11 protein-coding genes and 1 pseudogene are annotated in these 18,123 nt (G+C 70.3%); 9 read left to right on the forward strand and 3 right to left on the reverse strand.

Annotation, left to right across the window (positions count from 1 at the left end; translation table 11 throughout):
* Nucleotides 1-34: 34 nt before the first annotated feature.
* A complete protein-coding gene (locus BUS84_RS02795; RefSeq protein WP_074308484.1) occupies nt 35-1,036 on the reverse strand; it encodes a LacI family DNA-binding transcriptional regulator in 1,002 nt (333 codons plus the stop codon).
* A gap of 328 nt (nt 1,037-1,364) precedes the next feature.
* On the opposite strand from BUS84_RS02795, the pseudogene BUS84_RS41095 reads away from it, so the two are divergent.
* Nucleotides 1,365-1,580 (forward strand): annotated as a pseudogene (locus BUS84_RS41095) (IS6 family transposase); the annotation flags it as partial.
* A gap of 67 nt (nt 1,581-1,647) precedes the next feature.
* On the forward strand, nt 1,648-1,794 hold the full coding sequence (locus tag BUS84_RS38080; RefSeq protein ID WP_159450962.1) for a hypothetical protein: 147 nt from the start codon (nt 1,648-1,650) through the stop codon (nt 1,792-1,794).
* Nucleotides 1,795-2,352: 558 nt separating this feature from the next.
* Here the strand turns inward: BUS84_RS38080 and BUS84_RS02810 are convergent.
* Nucleotides 2,353-3,456, reverse strand: coding sequence for an endonuclease/exonuclease/phosphatase family protein (locus BUS84_RS02810; protein WP_074308488.1), 1,104 nt, complete (start codon nt 3,454-3,456; stop codon nt 2,353-2,355).
* A gap of 423 nt (nt 3,457-3,879) precedes the next feature.
* Nucleotides 3,880-4,875: an NAD-dependent epimerase/dehydratase family protein gene (locus tag BUS84_RS02815; RefSeq protein WP_074308490.1), complete on the reverse strand. Its 996-nt coding sequence runs from the start codon at nt 4,873-4,875 to the stop codon at nt 3,880-3,882.
* 293 nt (nt 4,876-5,168) lie between these two features.
* Here BUS84_RS02815 and BUS84_RS02820 point away from each other — a divergent pair, with 293 nt between their 5' ends.
* The 7 genes from BUS84_RS02820 (at nt 5,169) to BUS84_RS02850 (ending at nt 17,980) form a co-directional block, all read left to right on the forward strand.
* The gene (locus BUS84_RS02820) at nt 5,169-6,296 is read left to right on the forward strand and encodes a Gfo/Idh/MocA family protein (RefSeq protein WP_074308492.1); all 1,128 of its coding nucleotides are present in this window, start codon (nt 5,169-5,171) and stop codon (nt 6,294-6,296) included.
* Entirely contained in the window at nt 6,293-7,795 is a 1,503-nt protein-coding gene (locus BUS84_RS02825) for a sugar ABC transporter ATP-binding protein (protein ID WP_074308494.1), read from the forward strand. Before BUS84_RS02820 ends, BUS84_RS02825 begins: the two co-directional genes overlap by 4 nt.
* A complete protein-coding gene (locus BUS84_RS02830; RefSeq protein WP_074308495.1) occupies nt 7,792-8,817 on the forward strand; it encodes an ABC transporter permease in 1,026 nt (341 codons plus the stop codon). The genes BUS84_RS02825 and BUS84_RS02830 overlap by 4 nt, the downstream gene beginning before the upstream one ends.
* Nucleotides 8,814-9,827, forward strand: coding sequence for an ABC transporter permease (locus tag BUS84_RS02835; protein ID WP_084757095.1), 1,014 nt, complete (start codon nt 8,814-8,816; stop codon nt 9,825-9,827). Before BUS84_RS02830 ends, BUS84_RS02835 begins: the two co-directional genes overlap by 4 nt.
* A gap of 32 nt (nt 9,828-9,859) precedes the next feature.
* On the forward strand, nt 9,860-11,032 hold the full coding sequence (locus BUS84_RS02840; RefSeq protein ID WP_074308497.1) for a substrate-binding domain-containing protein: 1,173 nt from the start codon (nt 9,860-9,862) through the stop codon (nt 11,030-11,032).
* Nucleotides 11,029-11,880, forward strand: coding sequence for a sugar phosphate isomerase/epimerase family protein (locus tag BUS84_RS02845; protein WP_074308499.1), 852 nt, complete (start codon nt 11,029-11,031; stop codon nt 11,878-11,880). Before BUS84_RS02840 ends, BUS84_RS02845 begins: the two co-directional genes overlap by 4 nt.
* Before the next feature lie 97 nt (nt 11,881-11,977).
* A complete protein-coding gene (locus BUS84_RS02850; protein ID WP_084757097.1) occupies nt 11,978-17,980 on the forward strand; it encodes a ThuA domain-containing protein in 6,003 nt (2,000 codons plus the stop codon).
* The last annotated feature ends 143 nt before the right edge of the window (nt 17,981-18,123 follow it).

Here is an 18,123-nt window from a genome sequence, read left to right on the forward strand (position 1 = left end):
GCCGGTGTGGGTGGTGGATACAGCGGTGGAGAGGTCAGGTAACGCCGGTCGAGGCGCGGACGGTGAACTTGGTGGGAATGACGGTCGGGGTGTCCGGCAGCGGCGTGCCGGCGAGGTGGGCGATGAGGGTGCGGGCGGCGGCCGCCCCCATCTCCCGCAACGGCTGACGGACCGAGCTCAGCGGTGGGTGGGTGTGCCCGGCCAGGGGCAGGTCGTCGAAGCCGACCACCGCCACGTCGTCCGGGACCCGCCGGCCGGCGTCGCGCAGCGCCTGGAGCGCCCCGGCGGCGGAGAGGTCGTTGTGCGCGAAGACGGCGTCGAACGGCACGCCGTCGGCGAGCAGGCGTTCCACCGCGATCCGCCCGCACTCAAAGGTGAAGTCGCCCTCCACGACGAGGGCGGGGTCGATGGGCAGGCCGGCGTCGGCGTAGCCGTCCGCGAAGCCGGCCAGCCGCTCCCGGGTGCAGCCGAAGCGGCTCAGGCCGGTGACGACCAGCGGCCGCTTCCGCCCGTGCGCCAGCAGGTGCGCCGCCGCGGCTCGCGCGCCGGACTCGTTGGTGGTGCGCACCGACGGGAAGCCGGGCTGGTGGCCGCGGTCGTCGATGAGGATGACCGGCAGGCCGCGCTCGTGCAGCTCGGTGATGTAGTCGAGGGTGCCCTCCGGCTCGACCACGAGCAGGCCGTCGAAGGACTTTGCGGAGACCTGGGAGGCGAACCGCCGCATCGACTCGTCGCCGTGGGTGCAGGTGAACAGCAGCATGCCGTACCCCTCGGCCTCGACCACGTCGGCCGCGCCCTGGAGCACCTCGCCCATCCAGGGCCAGGTCAGGGCGGGCACCAGCATGCCGACCACCCGGGTACGCCCGCGGGCCAGGCCGACCGCGCGGGCGCTCGGCACGTACCCGAGGGCGTTGATGACCGCGCGGACCCGGTCGGCGGTGCGGACGCGCACCTCGCCCTTGCCGTTGAGCACCCGGGAGACCGTCGTCTTGCTCACCCCCGCGCGGGCGGCGACATCGGCGATGGTTATCGGCACGTCACGCTCCCGGGTCGAAGGGGTGAGGGCGTTGTTTCGGAACCGGTTGCGGAAGCGGTTCCGTCGCAGTCAACCGAAGTGGCGGCGGTCACGTCAATAACGGCCGCGTAACAAAACACGGCTAAGTTCGATACCTGAAAAAAGTCCCCATGGACAGCGCGGCCGATCCAGGGTGTGGCCAGCGTCGATGCGAGAAAGCCGGGTCGTCCGCGAGGCGTGCCGGCGCCTACAGCTCCGTTGCGTTGAGCGTTGGCAAGATCGAGGCAGGCTTGAGCAGTGACGTCATCGACCGAAGTCGGCGTTCGCCGGGTTCCGGTTCCCGCCGGAGGTGATCGTGGTCGCGGTCCGCTGGTATCTGCGGTTCAACCTGTCCTATCGCGACGTTGAGGAGTTGCTGGTCGAGCGCGGCGTGGAGGTTGATCACGTCACCGTCTACCGATGGGTGCAGCGGCTCACGCCGCTCCTGGGCGACGCGGCCCGCCTTTGCCGGCACTCGCCAGGCGACAGGCGGCTCGTTGACGAGACGTACGTCAAGGTCAACGGAGGCGGACGTGTGCGACGTGGACCCCGGTTTCCCGCTCGCGGTTGAAGTCCGCGCCAGCCTGCGCGCGATGATCGACATCTGGCGCGGCTACTCGACATGGGCCGACGCCCTGCGTGGCGGCACGGTCGAGCTGCAGGGTCCGGAGGCGTTGCGCAGGGCGGTGCCCCACTGGTTCTCCCTGTCCCCGCTCGCGTCGGTGCCACGGCCGGCGTGACGCGAGGCAGCGTCCGTTCTCGGCCACGGGGACGCGCTGTCAGACGGCGAGGACGGCGTACCGGCCGTTGCGGTCGAGCAGGCCCTGGTGCGTACCCGATTCGATGATGCGTCCGTGGTCGACCACCGCGATCTGGTCGGCGTCGCGCAGGGTCGACAACCGGTAGGCGATCGTGATCGTGGTGCGGCGGTAGCGCGGGCAACGGCGGCGCTGGCGGGGTTGCCGGGATCGGTGCGCAGGATCACTTGCTGCATGCGGAGTTGCTGGTAGACCTACGCGGTCGTCAGTCGGACGGCGCGCCAGATCATTCCTTGCCGGCGTTGGGCTGCGCCGACGGCGTAGGCGACCCTTGCGTTGCGGCCGTGGCCTTCGGCGCGGCGGGTGCGGGTTTGGTCGAGGTTGTTTCGCGCGGCTGTCCGGTCGAGCGGGTAGGCCAGCGGCGTCCATCGGGCTACGGCGGGGTCGTCGAAGAGTTCGACGATGACGGGCAACCTCGAATGCAGGCGGAACGAGAATTGCCTGGGGCCCTCGCCAGCCAGCACGATCGTGGTGCCAGCGTCAGTCGAGGTCGAGGTCGATGTATGCGGGGTCGTGGTCGGAGCCGTCGCCGCTGATCTGCGTGCGGCGCATGACGTGCGCGGCAGTGACTGTCAGGTCCGGGCTGGTCCAGATCTGGTCGTAGAGGGCGTAGGTGGTGACGGCCTTGGCGCGGTGCCGGTAGGTCCAAATGGTGGGGGACAGGTCGACGAACGTGTCGTCGATCAGGGTGCCGTTGCGGTTGGGCCCGGCGACGGTGCTGCCCTGGTGGACCTGCTCTGCGAGGTCTGCATGGCGGAGCGCGGTGAGGGTCTCGGCGTCTGGTAGGTCGTTCAGGTCGCCGGTCACCACGATGCGGCGGGTCAGCCGCTGCCGGCGCAGGATCTGGGTGACCGCCTTGGCCTGTTCGCTGCGTCGTTCGGCGATGGCTTCTCGTTCGGCCGTGACCTCAGCCGGGGTGAGCGTGTGCTCGTCGGCGATGAAGTTGCTCTTGAGATGGTTGACGAACACGTGCAGGGGTTTGCCGTCGGGGGCGGCGATCTGCGCTTGGAGCAGGTCGCGGCCGAACACCGGCTCTCCTGATGGGGCGGGCCAGAACCGCCACGAGCTGATGCGGGTGATGGGCAGGCGGGAGCAGATGGCGACGTCGATGCGGCGCGGGTCGTTGCCTTCCACCACAACGCGGTAGCGGTAGTCGACGTCGAGGGGACGCAGGTCGTCGCGGTTGAATGTGTCCAGGGCGTCCTGGTCTTCGACTTCCTGCAGGCACAGCACATCGGCGTTCATGGCGGCGATGCGTTGGGCGATCCACGCCCGGGCTTTGGGGTCTTTGCCTTTGACGAGTTTGCCGCGGAAGGTGCGCAGCACGCCGCTCATGTGGGTGCCGTCAGGCAGGACCACCTCGACGACCGATGGTTGCCCGCTGCTGGCGTCCCCTGCGCCGCCCGTCGTGCCGTCGGCGGCGATCTCGGCGATCGGCGGGTTGGCGACGGTCCGCGGAATCTCTGCCTGGAACGACCAGCGAGAGAACAGGTTGTTGGCGTTGAACGTCGCGATCCTCACCGCCACCGCCCGCTTCCTCTGCCACGGATCAGCCCGCTTGATGCGCTCGACGATACGACCCACCCGCTCGAACGGGCATCAACTATCAGCAAGCCGCCAATCCCGGATCGGGCCTGTCCCGATCTGTGACCACTTCGGCGGACCCGAAGGCGTCAGCATTGGTGGCTCCCGCTTGTCAGGCGGGAGACGTCTGCACATGCCGAGAAGAGTGCGCCTCGGGAACCGCGCAGATCCGGCAGCGCATTAGTTGAGCCAGCCAGTTTCATCGCTGAGCACCGTGACATTCCTACCTGTTGACCTGTGCGACAGGGTGCGCGGCCCTCTACTCTGAGCGATGGTTAGCTTGCTACGTCGAGGCCGGCCTCCACGCCCGGTACGCGATTCCGATCCCGCACGCCTCGGCCACGAGCACCACGGCCGTCCGGCGGTGCGCCGCGAGTAGCCGTTGCGGCTGGTCCGGATGAAGGGGTCAGAAATCTAGGCCGGTCAGAGTCCTAGCAATTTTGCCTCGGCTTCGGCGGACAGGCCCGGGGCCGGTCGGTCCGATCGCCGCGGTGGCTCACGGTCTAGGCTGGACAACCAAGCCCAGGTATCCGCGATCGTCTCCGCCACCGGACGGCACCGCAGCCCCGCCGCGAGCGCCTTGGACACGTCGCCTCGGTGCAGGAGGTCGTGCAACTCGCCGGGCGGCAGCCAGATCGGCAACTCGGTCCAGGGCTCGACCCCGGCGGCGAGAACCGCCTCCGGGGTGACCCAATGTAGCTGCGTAACGTTGCCGGTCACCTGCACGCAGGTGTCGAGCAGCTCACCCATCGTGGTGTGTCCGGAATCGCTGACCACGTTGTACGGCCCACTCAACCCTGCCTTGACAGCGTCCAGGGTCCACTGGGCAAGGTCCCGCGCGTCGACGTACTGCAGGTCCAAGTCGTGCGGTCCGGGCGCCGGTACCGGGCCGCCCCGGGCGAGGCGACGCAGCCACCACGGCAGCCGACCCACGTCCTCGTGTGGCCCCAGAATCAGACCGGCCCGTACCAGCAGGCTCCGGTTGCCGAAGGCGGCTTCGGCCGCAAGTTCCCCGCCGCGCTTGGCTGGCCCGTACTCGACCTCCTCGCCGTCGGCGCCGGCATCGGCGGAGGCCTCGACTAACGGGCCCTTCTCTGTGAGGTACCGCCCGCCCGGGTCGGCGTACACCGACCGGCTGGACATGTACGCATACCGGTCTACCCGGCCCTTGAGTAGCTGGGCCGCGTTGTGCACCGCGACCGGCGCCGCGCTCCAGGTGTCGACCGCGATGTCCCAATCGCCGTCGGCCAAGGTGGCCAAGCCGCCCGGCTGGTCCCGATCGCCGCGCAGGGAGGTGACGCCCGGCGGAGGTACGGTATGGCCCCGGTTGAACACCGTCACCTGTGCCCCGCGGGAGAGCGCCTCGGCGACGACGGCCCGACCGACGAAGTTGGTTCCGCCCAGGACCAGAAGCCTCATGCCGCCGACTCTGCCCGCAGCCGGCCGACAGCGGAAGCGATCTACGCTCTCAGCGCAACGCCCAGGGGTTGTACACCAGCCGACCGAGTTGCTCACCGTCGGTGGCTGCGGTTGTCAGCAGCGTCTGGGGCGCCCGACCCGAGCCGGCTGGCGAGGATGGCCCTCCTCTGGGTCCATCCCTCGCCCGCGTTGTGCTCCGTCGGTCCGGACTTTCGTCATCAACCGTCTAACTATCCGCTGTGGCGGCATGACTTTTGGTTGACTACTACAGAAGTCGTCGCTACCGTCGACGTATGTCTATGGCCGATCTGGCAATGGCGTCCGATGGGCTCGAATCCGATCAGCAGACGGTGCGCGTGGCGGTTGTCGGCGCGGGATTCATGGGGCAGGTGCACGCGGAGGCGGCCCGGCGTGCCGGGGCACGTGTCGTCGCCGCGGTGGCGTCACGTCCCGACGGCGCCGCCGCCGCGGCTCGCGCCGTCGGCGCCGACGAGGGCTACCCGGACCTGGCGGCCCTGCTCGGCAACGCCCAGATCGACGTGCTGCACGTGTGTACGCCCAACGCGTCGCACGCCTCCGTCGTCGCCGCCGCGCTCTCCGCCGGCGTGCACGTCGTCTGCGAGAAACCACTCGCCACCGGGAGCGTCGAGGCCGCAGCGCTGGTGCAGGCGGCCGGAGTTCGGGTTGCCACGGTGCCATTCGTCTACCGCTTCCACCCAGTGGTGCGCGAGTTGCGGGCCCGGCTGGCCGCCGGCGATGCCGGCGTCGTCGCCAGCGTGACCGGCAGCTACCTCCAGGACTGGCTGTCCCGCCCATCCGACGACGACTGGCGGGTCGACGCGGCGCTCGGTGGGCCGTCGCGGGCGTTCGCCGACATCGGCTCGCATTGGTGCGACCTGTTCGAATTCGTGGCGGACGACCGGATCGCCCGCCTGTCCGCCCGCACCGCGGTCGTCCACGAGCGGGCCCGCAGCAACGGCACCCCCACCGAGGACCTGGCCGCCGTGCACTTCACCACCGCCGCCGGCACGGTGGGCACGCTGGTGGTGTCGCAGGTCGCCGCGGGCCGCAAGAACCGGCTGCACCTGGAGCTGTCCGGCACCGAGGCGAGCTTCGGCTTCGACCAGGAGGATCCGGAGCGGCTGTGGGTCGGCCGGCGTGAGGGCGGCCAGACGGTGCTGCGTGACCCCGGAACACTGCACCCCTCCGCCGCCCGCTACGTCCGGCTGCCCGCCGGGCACGCGCAGGGCTACCAGGACTGCTTCGACGCGTTCGTCGCCGACACCTACCGGGCGGTGCGCGGCGAGGACGTCCCCGACGGCCTGCCCACGTTCACCGACGGCCTGCGCGCCGCCCGGATCACCGACACGGTGCTGGCCTCCGCGGCCGCGGACGGCGCGTGGACAGAGGTGCCGACATGACGTCCGGCACCGCGACGTACGTGCGGCTGACCGGGATCACCAAGTCCTTCCTCGGCGTACCGGTGCTGCACGGCGTGGACCTGGAGCTGCGCGGCGGCGAGGTGCACGCGGTGATGGGCGAGAACGGCGCGGGCAAGTCCACGCTGCTCAAGGTGCTGGCCGGGGTGCACCGGCCGGACGGCGGCACCATCGAGGTCGACGGCGCCGCGGTGTCCTTCGCCGGCCCCACGGACGCGCAGCGGGCCGGCATCGCGATCATCCATCAGGAGTTCACCCTGCTGCCGCATCGCAGCGTCGCCGAGAACGTCTACCTCGGTCGCGAGCCCGTCCGGAGGATGCAGGTTGACCGGCGGCGCATGGTGGCCGACACCCGCGAGCTGTTGGACTGGCTCGGCGAGGACGGCATCGACCCGAACGACGCCGTGTCGTCGCTGTCGGTCGCCCAGCGGCAGGTCGTCGAGATCGTCAAGGCGCTGTCGACCAACGCCCGGGTGCTCGGCATGGACGAGCCGACCGCCGCGCTCGCCGACCACGAGGTCGAGCTGCTCTACGACCTGGTGCGCCGGCTGCGCGAGCGCGGCATCGCGATCCTCTACGTCTCGCACCGCATGCGCGAGGTGTTCGACCTCTCCGACCGGATCACCGTGCTCAAGGACGGCCGGTTCGTCACGTGCGCCCCAACGGGCGAGCTGACCTCGGAGGACCTCGTCCGGCACATGGTGGGCCGCGACCTGGGCGAGTACTACCCGGATCGGGCGGGCCCCGACGACCTCGGGCCCGTCCGGCTCGCGCTGCGCGGCGCCGGCAACGCCCGGGTACGCGACCTGAGCATCGAGGTACGCGCCGGGGAGATCGTCGGGCTGGCCGGGTTGCAAGGGTCGGGCCGCTCCGCGGTCGCCCGTGCGGTGTTCGGTGTCGAGCCGTTCACGCGCGGGGTGGTGGAGGTGGACGGGACGCCGCAGCGGGTTACCCGGCCCCGCACCGCCGTACGCCTCGGGATCGCGCTGGTCACCGAGGATCGCAAGGGGGACGGGCTGGCGCTTCGCCAGTCCGTACGGGACAACACGTTGCTGGTGCGTCGCGCCGCGCTGCGCGGCGCGCGCTCCCGCGCCCGGTCGGACCTGCCGGCGTTGCTCGACATGGTGACCGTGGTGGCTCGCGGCGAGCACCAGGAGGTGCGCTTTCTGTCCGGCGGCAACCAGCAGAAGGTGGTTCTCGCCAAGTGGCTGGCGGTCGAGCCGAGGGTGCTGATCGTCGACGAGCCGACGCGCGGCATCGACGTGGGCGCCAAGCGGGCCGTGCACGAGTTGCTGCGCGATCTCGCGAGGCGCGGCGTGGCGGTGCTGATGATCTCCTCGGAGTTGCCCGAGCTGATCGGCATGAGCGACCGGATCCTCGTCTTGCACGACGGCACGCTGGCCGGCGAGCTACCGGCCGGCGCGAGCGAGGGCGCCGTCATGGCGCTCGCCACCGGGCACGGGATTGGTGAGGTGGCATGAGCATTCTCCAGGAGAACGTCTCCCCGGCTCGACCGACCACCGCCCGGCCGGCGGTGCGCCGGCGGTTCACCCCCGTCGTCATCGTCTACCTCGCGCTTGTCGCGCTGCTTGTCGTCGGCAGCGTCCTCGTCGGGCTGCGGGGCGAGGTCCTGCTCGACCAGGCCGGCATCCTCAACATCCTCACCCGGGCCACCGCGCTCGGCGTCGTCGCCGTCGGCCAGACGATGGTGATCCTCACCGGATCCCTCGACCTGTCCGTCGCCTACCTGATCGGCCTCACCTCGCTGATAGCGGCGGAGACGATGGCCGGGCGGGAGGGCATGATCCTGCCTGGCGTGCTGCTCGCGCTCGCCGTGGCCGCCGGCGTCGGCCTGGTCAACGGCCTGGTCATCACCGTGCTGAAGGCAAACGCGTTCATCGCGACGCTCGGCGTGGCGCTCATCCTGCGCGGCTACCTCGAACACAACTACACCGGCCCGGCCGGCGACGTCCCGCGCGGCTTCCAACACCTCGGGTACGACCGGATCGGCCCGGTGCCGGTCGCGGCGCTGCTCATGCTGGCCGTCGCCGTGCTGTCCTGGTGGTACCTGACACGGACCCGCCCCGGCTACCACATCTACGCCGTGGGCGGCGACATCGAGGTGGCCCGGCTGTCCGGGGTGCCCACCCGTCGGGTCGTCGTCACCGCGCACGTGCTGTGTTCGGTCGCCGCCGGCCTCGCCGGCATCTACCTCGCCAGCCGGCTCGGGTCGGGCGCCCCGTACGTCGGCACCGACGCCGGGTACGACCTGGAGTCGATCGCCGCCGTCGTGCTCGGTGGGACGCTGCTCGCCGGCGGCCGGGGCGGTGTCGTCGGCACCCTCGGCGGGGTCCTCATCCTGGCCACCCTGGACACGATCTTCGACGACCTCGAGGTCGACCCGTTCTTCAAGGACGTGGTACGCGGTGTCGTCCTCGTGACCGCGGTCGCGCTGTACGCCCACCGCATGATGGCCGATCGCGCCCGCGGGAGGTTGGCATGACCTGGCGTCCACGCCTGGCCGAGGGCACCGCGCCGGTGCTCGTCGTCCTGCTTCTCTTGCTCGTCGGCCTCGCGATCGCCGGCCCGGCCTACGACGGGCCGTCCGGCTACCTGGCACTGCTCAAGCGAGCCGCGCCGCTGATGATCCTCGCGATCGGGCAGTACTTCGTCATCGTCTCCGGCGGGTTCGACCTGTCGGTCGGCGCACTGGTGACCGCCGGGGTGGTCATCGCGGCCCGGCTCATCGACGGCAGCGAGTCCGCGACGACCTGGGTGATCTTCCTCGTGCTCGGGTTCGGCCTACTGGTCGGCCTGGTCAACGGGCTAATCACGACGAAGCTTTTAGTGCCGTCGTTCATCGTCACGCTCGGCATGCTGCTCGTGCTCGACGGCGCGACCTTCCTGTGGACCGACGGCGCCCCCCGGGGTGCGCTGTCCGCCGGCTTCCGGACGTTCGGGCGGGGCGCCCTGGATGTCCCGGTGCTCGGCGAGGTCCCCTGGTCGGTGCTCATCCTGCTGGCGATCCTGGTGGCCGCGGTGCTGTTCATGCGCAGCGGCACCGGCCGGGCGCTGGTGGCGGTCGGCGACAACGAGGCCGCCGTACGGCTTTCCGGCGGCCAGGTCGACCAGCTCCGGCTGCTCGCGTTCGTCCTCTCCGGGCTGCTCGCCGCAATCGCCGCGATCCTGCTCGGCGGGTTCGCCGGCGTCTCGGCCCAGGTCGGCAACGGCCTGGAGTTCCGTGCGATCACCGCCGTCGTGCTCGGCGGCGTGCTCCTCGGCGGCGGGCGCGGGTCGGTCGTCGCGGCCGCCGCCGGCGCGCTGTCCCTGGAGGCTCTGTTCACGCTGCTGAACCTGCTCGGTGTGAGCGGCGCCCTCGAGTCGGCCGTCCAGGGCGTGATCATCATCGGCGCCGTCGCCTACGCCTCCCTCGGCGGCGGCCTACGACAACGGCTGCGGTTGTGGCCGAAACAGCGAAACAGCGTGCAACCTGCGCGACCCGCTCCCTCCTGACGTCCCACCGGCTGGTAAGGAGATCGAGAACTATGACCAAGAGATGGGCCCTGGTGGCCCTGGCGGGCGTGCTCGCCCTCGCCGGATGTTCGAGCGATCTGCCCGAGGAGCCCTCGGGCAGCGGATCAGCCAGTTCCGACACGCGTAAGTCGGAGTTCTTCGACCAGGCCGAGTACGACCGCCAACTCGTGTTCCGTAACACCACGCCGCAGGGCCCGGACGGCAAGCCGTGGGAGCAGATGCTCGAGCCGCAGATGGTCGACACCGCGAAGTTCGCCAAACCCGGCGGCAAGTACACCCTCTGCTTCTCCAACGCCGCCGTAGACAACCCGTGGCGCCAGGTGGGCTTCAAGACCATGCAGCAGGAGGTGAAGCTCCACCCGGAGATCACCGACTTCGTCGTCCTGGACGCGGAGGCCAAGGACGACAAGCAGATCAGCGACATCCAGTCGCTGACCGGCCGCAACTGCTCCGCGATCATCATCTCGCCGAACACCACCGCCACCCTGACGCCGGCCGTCGAGCAGGCGTGCGCGACCGGCGTGCCGGTGATCGTGTTCGACCGGGGCGTCAACACCAACTGCCCGGTCACCTTCATCCACCCCATCGGCGGGTTCGCCTTCGGCGCCAACGGCGCCGAGTTCCTCAAGGAGAAGGTCAAGCCGGGCGGCAAGGTCCTCGCCCTGCGCATCCTGCCCGGCGTGGACGTGCTCGAGCAGCGGTGGGCGGCCGCCAACGAAATCTTTGGCGGCAGCGAGCTCGACGTGGTTGGCGTGGAGTTCACCGACGGCGACGCGGCCAAGACCAAGAGCATCGTGTCCGACTACATCCAGCGCGAGGGACAGATCGACGGCGTGTGGATGGACGCCGGCGCGACCGCCGTCGCCGCGGTCGAGGCGTTCCAGGACGCCGGCGTCGACGTGCCCGCCATCGTCGGCGAGGACCAGCAGGACTTCCTGCGACTCTGGGTCGACGAGAGCCTGAACGCCATCGCGCCCACGTATCCCACCTACCAGTGGCGCACCCCGGTCATCGCCGCGGTGAAGATCCTCAAGGGCGAGCAGGTGCCGAAGGAGTGGGTGCTGCCGCAGCCGCGGATCACCAGCGACAACGTCCGGGAGTATGTCAAGCAGGACATGCCGCCGCTGCACTACGCGATGTGCGGCTGTGAGGACATGCCGGGCTACCCGGGGCCGTGGAAGTGAGCGGACATCCGCTCGGGGTCAACACCTGGGTGTGGACCTCGCCGCTGACCGACGCGACCTTGGCCGCCCTCGCGGCCAAGGTCGCGGGGTGGGGCTTCGACGTGCTCGAACTCCCCGTGGAGAACCCGGGGGACTGGGACCCGGAGCAGGCCGCGCAGGTGCTCGCCGACCACGGTCTCGGCGCCACCGTTTGCCTCGTCATGCCACCGGGTCGTGAGCTCGTCGCGGCGGATGAGGCCACGGTCCGGTCCACACAGGACTACCTGCGCACAGTGGTGGACGTCGCCGCGACGGTCGGCTCGGCGGTGATCGCCGGGCCGGCGTACGCGTCGGTCGGGCGCACCTGGCGGCTGTCACCGGCCGAGCGGGCCGCGGCCTACGCCCAGCTGCGGGAGAGCCTCACCCCGGTCGTCGAGCACGCGGGCGCGGCCGGTGTCACGCTGGTCGTCGAACCGCTCAACCGCTACGAGACGAGCCTGCTCAACACCATCGGTCAGACCCTCGAGGCGATCGGCGACCTGCCGCACTGCGGGGTCGCGCTCGACCTCTACCACCAGAACATCGAGGAGACCGACATCCCGGCAGCGATCCGCGCGGCCGCCGGCCGGGTGGCACACGTCCAGGTCTGCGGCAACGACCGCGGCACACCCGGCACCGACCACCTGGACTGGCCGGCCATCCTCGCCGCGATCGACTACACGGGTTACACCGGCCCGCTGTGCATCGAGTCGTTCACCGCGGACAACGCGACGATCGCCACCGCCGCCTCTATCTGGCGTCCCCTCGGCGAGAGCCAGGACGCGATCGCCGTGGACGGCCTGAAGTTCCTACGGGCGGTGATGCCTTAGACCCGACAAACCCGCGCTCTACACAGCCTGACGGCGCCGGCACGCCGCCTGGTCACGACAGCATCAATTCCTCGCGTCCCAGGAGGTTCCGCACCCCATGAACGTGACCCGGCGTCCCCGGTGGGGACGGTTGCTCGCGATGCCGGTCGCCGCCGCACTCGCGATGTCCATGATCAGCCCAACGCCGGCGGCCGCCCACCCGGGCGCGCACGGCGACGCCCACGTGCTGATCTTTACCAAGACCACCCAGTTCCGGCACACCGAGGCGATTGAGCAGGGCGTTCCCGTCCTGCAGGCCGCCTTCGCCGACGCCGGCATTACGTCGGAGCACACCGAGGACTCGTCGATCTTCAACGACGAGGACCTGGCGCACTTCGACGCCCTGGTGATGTTCCAGGCCTCCGGCGACCCGTGGACCGCCGACCAGAAGGCGGCGATGGAGCGCTACACGCAGGCCGGCCACGGCATCGTCGCCATCCACAACGCGACCGACATGCGCGGGAACTACGCGTGGTGGGACAACATGATCGGCACGCTGATGCCCGGGCACGCCGCCACCGGCAGCAGCCCTGGCCTGCCCGGCACCGTCCGCGTCGAGGACCACGCCCACCCGTCGACCAGCCACCTGCCCCAGCGGTGGCAGCGCGCCGACGAGTGGTACAACTACGCGCTCAACGTCCGCGGCGACGCGCACGTGCTCGCAACGATGGACGAGACGACGTACGACCCGGGTGGCAACGCCATGGGCTACGACCACCCGATCTCCTGGTGCAAGCCGTACGACGGCGGCCGCGCCTGGATGACCGGCATGGGCCACTTCGGCGCGCACTACACCGGCGAGCCGCAGCTCGTGCAGCACATCACCGGCGGCGTGAAGTGGGCGGCCGGCATGGTCCAGGGCGACTGCGGCGGGACGACGTGGGACAAGTTCGAGCGTGTGCCGCTGGACCAGAACACCAGCGCGCCGTACGCCATGGACGTCGCGCCGGACGGCCGGGTGTTCTACACCGAGCTCGTCCGCGGCGAGATCCGGGTGTACGACCCGCGCACCCAGACTACGTCGACCGCCGTCACCATCCCGGTGTACTCCGGCGGTGAGGATGGCCTGCTGGGCATCACGATCGATCCGAACTTCGCGGACAACGGCCATCTCTACGTCTACTACTCGCCGGCGAGCAGCGACGACACGAACCCGGCCAGCTTCGTCAACCGGCTGTCCCGCCTGACCGTCGGCGAGGGCTCGCAGATCGACCGGGCCAGCGAAAAGGTGCTGCTGGAGGTGCCCGCGCGACGGCTGCCCGACGAGCCGGGGCACACCGGCGGCGGGCTGGACTTCGGCCTCGACGGCAACCTGTACCTCGGCGTGGGCGACGACGTGAACCCGCACTCCGAGCCCTCCGGCGGCTACGCGCCGCTGTCCGAGCGGGACGGCACGTTCCACGACGCGCGGGCGACCTCGGCCAACACCAACGACCTGCGCGGCAAGGTCCTGCGGATCCACCCGGAGCCGGAGGGCACCTACACCATCCCCGAGGGCAACATGTTCCCGCCGGGCACCGAGAAGACCCGCCCGGAGATCTACGCGATGGGCTTCCGCAACCCGTTCCGGTTCGCCATCGACCCGCAGACCGGTGCGCTGGCCATGGCCGACTACTCGCCGGACAACGGCAACGACAACCCCGACCGCGGCCCGGCGGGCATCGCCGAGTGGAACCTCATCACCGAGCCCGGCTTCTACGGCTGGCCGCTGTGCATGGGCAACAACGAACCCTTCCGCGACGTCGACTATCGCACCAACCCAGTGACCGTCGGCGCGTACTTCGACTGCGCCAACCCGGTCAACGACTCGATCCGCAACACTGGCCTCACGCAGCTGCCGGCGGCCAAGCCGGCCAAGATGTGGTACGGCTACAAGCGGTCCTCGGTGCCGTCGGTCATTCCGCAGGGCGGTGGCCTCGCGCCGATGGGCGGGCCGTTCTACCAGTACGACCCGCAGCTGCAGTCGGACACGAAGTTCCCGGCGTACTACGACGGCAAGCCCTTCTTCTACGAGTGGTCCCGCAACAAGATGTACTCGATCATCCCGACCGGCGACGGGAACGTGGAGAAGGTCAACCCGTTCCTGCCGCAGGAGCAGTTCCTCGCGCCTATCGACTCGAAGTTCGGCCCCGAGGGCTCCCTGTACGTGCTCGACTGGGGCGGTGGCTTCGGCCGCGACAACCCCAACTCGGGCCTGTACCGCATCGACTACATCTCCGGCTCGCGCTCCCCGGAGGCGAAGGCCACGGCCACGCCGGACTCCGGGCACGCGCCGCTCGAGGTGCGCTTCGACGGCGCGCCGTCGTCCGACCCGGAGGGCGAGCCGCTGATGTACGCATGGGACTTCGACGGCGACGCGACAATCGACTCGACCGAGCGGGCGCCGACCCACACGTACACCGACAACGGCGTCTACAACGCGCGGCTCACGGTGACCGACCCGCACGGCAAAACCGGCACCACGACGGTGCCGATCACGGTCGGCAACAAGCGGCCCGAGGTGAGCTTCGAGCTGCCGCCGACCGGCGCGTTCTTCGACTTCGGTGACGAGATCAGCTGGAACCTGCAGGTCACCGACGCCGAGGACACCCAGATCGACGACGCCGACGTGGTGATCCAACCGGCGCTCGGCCACGACGAACACGCCCACCCCGCCGAACCGCTGCACGGACGCACCGGCACGGTGGCCGCCTCGCTGGGCGGCGGGCACAGCGACGACATGAACGTCTTCTATGCCCTCGACGGCCGCTACACCGACTCCGGCGGCCCTGGCGGCATCCCGCCGCTCACCGGGTCGGACACCACGCTGCTGTTCCCGAAACAGCGGGAGGCAGAGTTCTTCGACACCTCCCAGGGCGTCACCGTGGCGCCCTCGCGGGACGTGGAGGGCCACGCCAACGCCATCACCGGCCAGAACGACGCCTGGGCGTCGTACGACCCGGTGAACCTGCGCGGCGTCGACAAGCTGGTCCTGCGCGTCAGCGCGGCCAGCGCGGGCACCGTCGAGCTGCGCCGCGGCGCACCGGACGGCGCCCTTCTCGGCACCGCGCAGGTGCCGGCGACCGCCGCCGGCCGCTACCTAGACGTACCGGTCGCCGTCACCGACCCCGGCGAGACGTTCGCCCTGTACGCGGTCTTCCCCGGCGCGGGGGAGCGGCGGCTGAACTTCATCGAGGCCGACGGCAAGGGCGTCTCACCGACGAGCAAGCCGAAGGTCACGGTAACCGCCCCGACTCCGGACGACGACCTGGAGCCGGGGGCGATCCAGGTCACCGCCGACGCGAGCGACGCCGAGAACACGATCACGAAGGTCGAGTTCTTCGTCGGCACCACGTCGATCGGCACCGACACCACGGCGCCGTACTCGCTGACGTGGAACGCCACGACCGAGCAGCGCTACCGGCTGACCGCGGTCGCCACCAACGACAGGGGCGCCAGCGCCACCTCACGCATCGTCGAGGTGGAGGTCGGCGACCTGTACGGCGACTGGCAGACCTTCAGCAACACCAACGCCACGTACGACCGGCCGGACACCGACACCTGGGTGATCAACTCCGGCGGCGCAAACATGTGGCAGGGCACCGACCAGTACGGCTCGGTGTACCTCCCGGCCGCCGCGGGCAACCAGTGGACCGCCACGGTGAAAATCGAACGACAGACCAACTCCAACCCCTCCGCCAAGGCCGGGCTCATCGTCCGCAACGACGTCACCCAGCCCGGCACCTCGCCCGGCTACGCGGCGATGACGTTGCGGGCCGGACTCGGCTTCGAGTGGCTGCGCGACACCGACGGCAACGGGCAGCTCGACGCCAGCACCGGCGCCAGCACGACGAGCTACCCGGCATGGGTACGGATCGTGCGCGACGGCAACCAGTACTACGGCTACTGGAGCAAGGACGGCGTGACCTTCACCCGGGTCGGCGACCCGGTGACGCTGCCCGGCGCCGCAAGCCCGCAGGACATCGGGCTCGCGGTGACCGCACACAGCACTTCGGCCACCAGCGAGGCGGAGTTCTCCGGGTTCAGCCTGGTGGACGAGGCCATCCACCCCGGGCCGGATCCCGAGCCCGAGCCAGGACCGGGCTGCGTCGTCAAGGGCTCGGACACGTTCGACGGCGCGACGCTCGACACCACCCGCTGGACGGTGGTGCGCAACGCGCCGAACCTGCCGGCGCGGGTAGCGGACGGCGCCCTGGCGCTGCCGGTGACCAACGGTGACATCAACGAGGATGCGACCGGCCCGATCAGCTACGTCGGCCAGCCGGCACGGGCCGGCGCGTGGACGGTCGAGACGAAGGTGTCGATCGCGCACAGCCGGGAATGGCAGCATGCCGGGTTGCTGATGCACGGCAGCGACAACGACTACGTGAAGCTGGCGTTCACCCGCAACTCGTCCGGCGGCCGGCTACTCGAGTTCCAGACCGAAGCGGCAGGCACCCGCAGATGGCACGCCACCGTGGAGGTGCCCGCGGACTTTCCGTCAACCGTCCACCTGCAGTTGGTCAGCGACGGATCGAAGCTGACCGCGGCGTACTCGACCGACGGCGCCAGCTGGACGGCGCTGGCCGGCGAAGCGACGGTGATCCCGCGCGCCACCATCGGCCTGATGGCCGCCGGCGACACGGAGACCGCCGCGGCCAACGCGGTGTTCGACGACTTCACCGTCACACCCGACTCGACCGACGACGGCGTGCGCGGGCCGACCGACGAGTTCGACGGCGACGCGCTCGACGGCTGCCGGTGGGACGCCGTGGTGCGCTACGACTCGTCGAAGGTCGCGGTGACCGACGGCCAACTGCGCATCGAGACGCAGCCGGGCGACGTCAACGGCGGCAACACGCTCTCGCCGCGCAACTTCATCCTCCAGGACCTGCCCGACGGCGACTGGACGATCCAGACCCGGCTGACGCCCACGATGCTGCACCGCTGGCAGCTGGCCGGGTTCCTGATGTACGCCGATGACGACAACTACGTGAAGTTCGACGTGGTGGCGACGAACACCAGCGGCGCACCGAGCGATCTGCGGGCCGAGCTGGTGTCCGAGCGCAACGGGGAGTTCGGCAACGGCGGCAACCGGTCGATCGACGTCGCGGAGGCGACCGAGAGCGGCTGGTACGACCTGCGGCTCACGCGGACCGGGAACACCTACTCTGCCGACATCAGCGACGGCGGGGTCAACTGGACCTCGCTGGGTGCCCCGGTGACCAACGACGCCGCGATGACGTCGTTTGGTCTGATGGCGCTCGGCCCGGAGCAGGTGTCGCCGGTGACGGTGGCGTTCGACTACTTCCGGGTGGTCGACACAACGCCGCCAACGGTGTCGGTGGCGGTCGACCCGGCGGCACCGAACGGGAAGGACGGCTGGTACGTCTCGCCCATCACCATGTCGGCCACCGGGACGGACGACCGCACCGGCCCGGTCGGCATCTCCTACGCCGTCGGCGACGGCGCATGGGCCGACTACCGGGAACCGGTGAAGGTGACCGAGGACGGCACGCACGAGCTGCGGTTCCGGGCCGTCGACGAGGCGGGCAACACCTCGCCGGAGTCAGCCGTGTCGCTGCGGGTCGACTCGACGGCACCCGTGGTGTCGTTCGCCGGCGTGACGGACGGTGGCTCCTACCAACTGGGCAAGATGTTGCCGATCTCGGCGTCGGCGAAGGACCCGGCATCCGGCGTCGCGTCTCTCGTCGTACGGCTCGATGGCGAACCGGTCACGGCGGCGGTCGCGCCGACCGCCGGCACCCACCAGGTGGCCGCGGTCGCGACCGACAAGGCTGGCAATGAAGTCGAGTCGACGGCGTCGTTCGAGGTGGTCGCGACGTTTGCGAACACCGAGGCGCTCATCGACCGGTACCGCGAGGAGGGGCTGATCCTGCCGCACCGGGAGGCTGCCTTGAAGGGCCAGCTCAAGGTGGCCGAGCGCATGGCGAAGGCCGGGCAGAAGCCGCAGGCCGAGGCCGCACTCGACCGGTTCGCGACGTTCGCCCGTACCATCGCCGACGAGCAGGCACGCACCCAGTTGCTTGCGGCCGGCGCCTACCTGCGAGTCCAACTCTGAGGAGATGACGGCGAGCCGGTGCCGGCCGGCTCCCGACCGGTGCCGGGGCACGCGTGGCGTGCTCCGGCACTCGGTCTTCTGGCGCGCAACGTGAGCCGCCGCCGCCGGCGGGAACGAGCATTGGTTGCGATTGGTTGTTGGCC

Origin of the sequence: Micromonospora cremea, assembly GCF_900143515.1 — a bacterium.
GTDB classification, from domain to species: Bacteria; Actinomycetota; Actinomycetes; order Mycobacteriales; family Micromonosporaceae; genus Micromonospora; species Micromonospora cremea.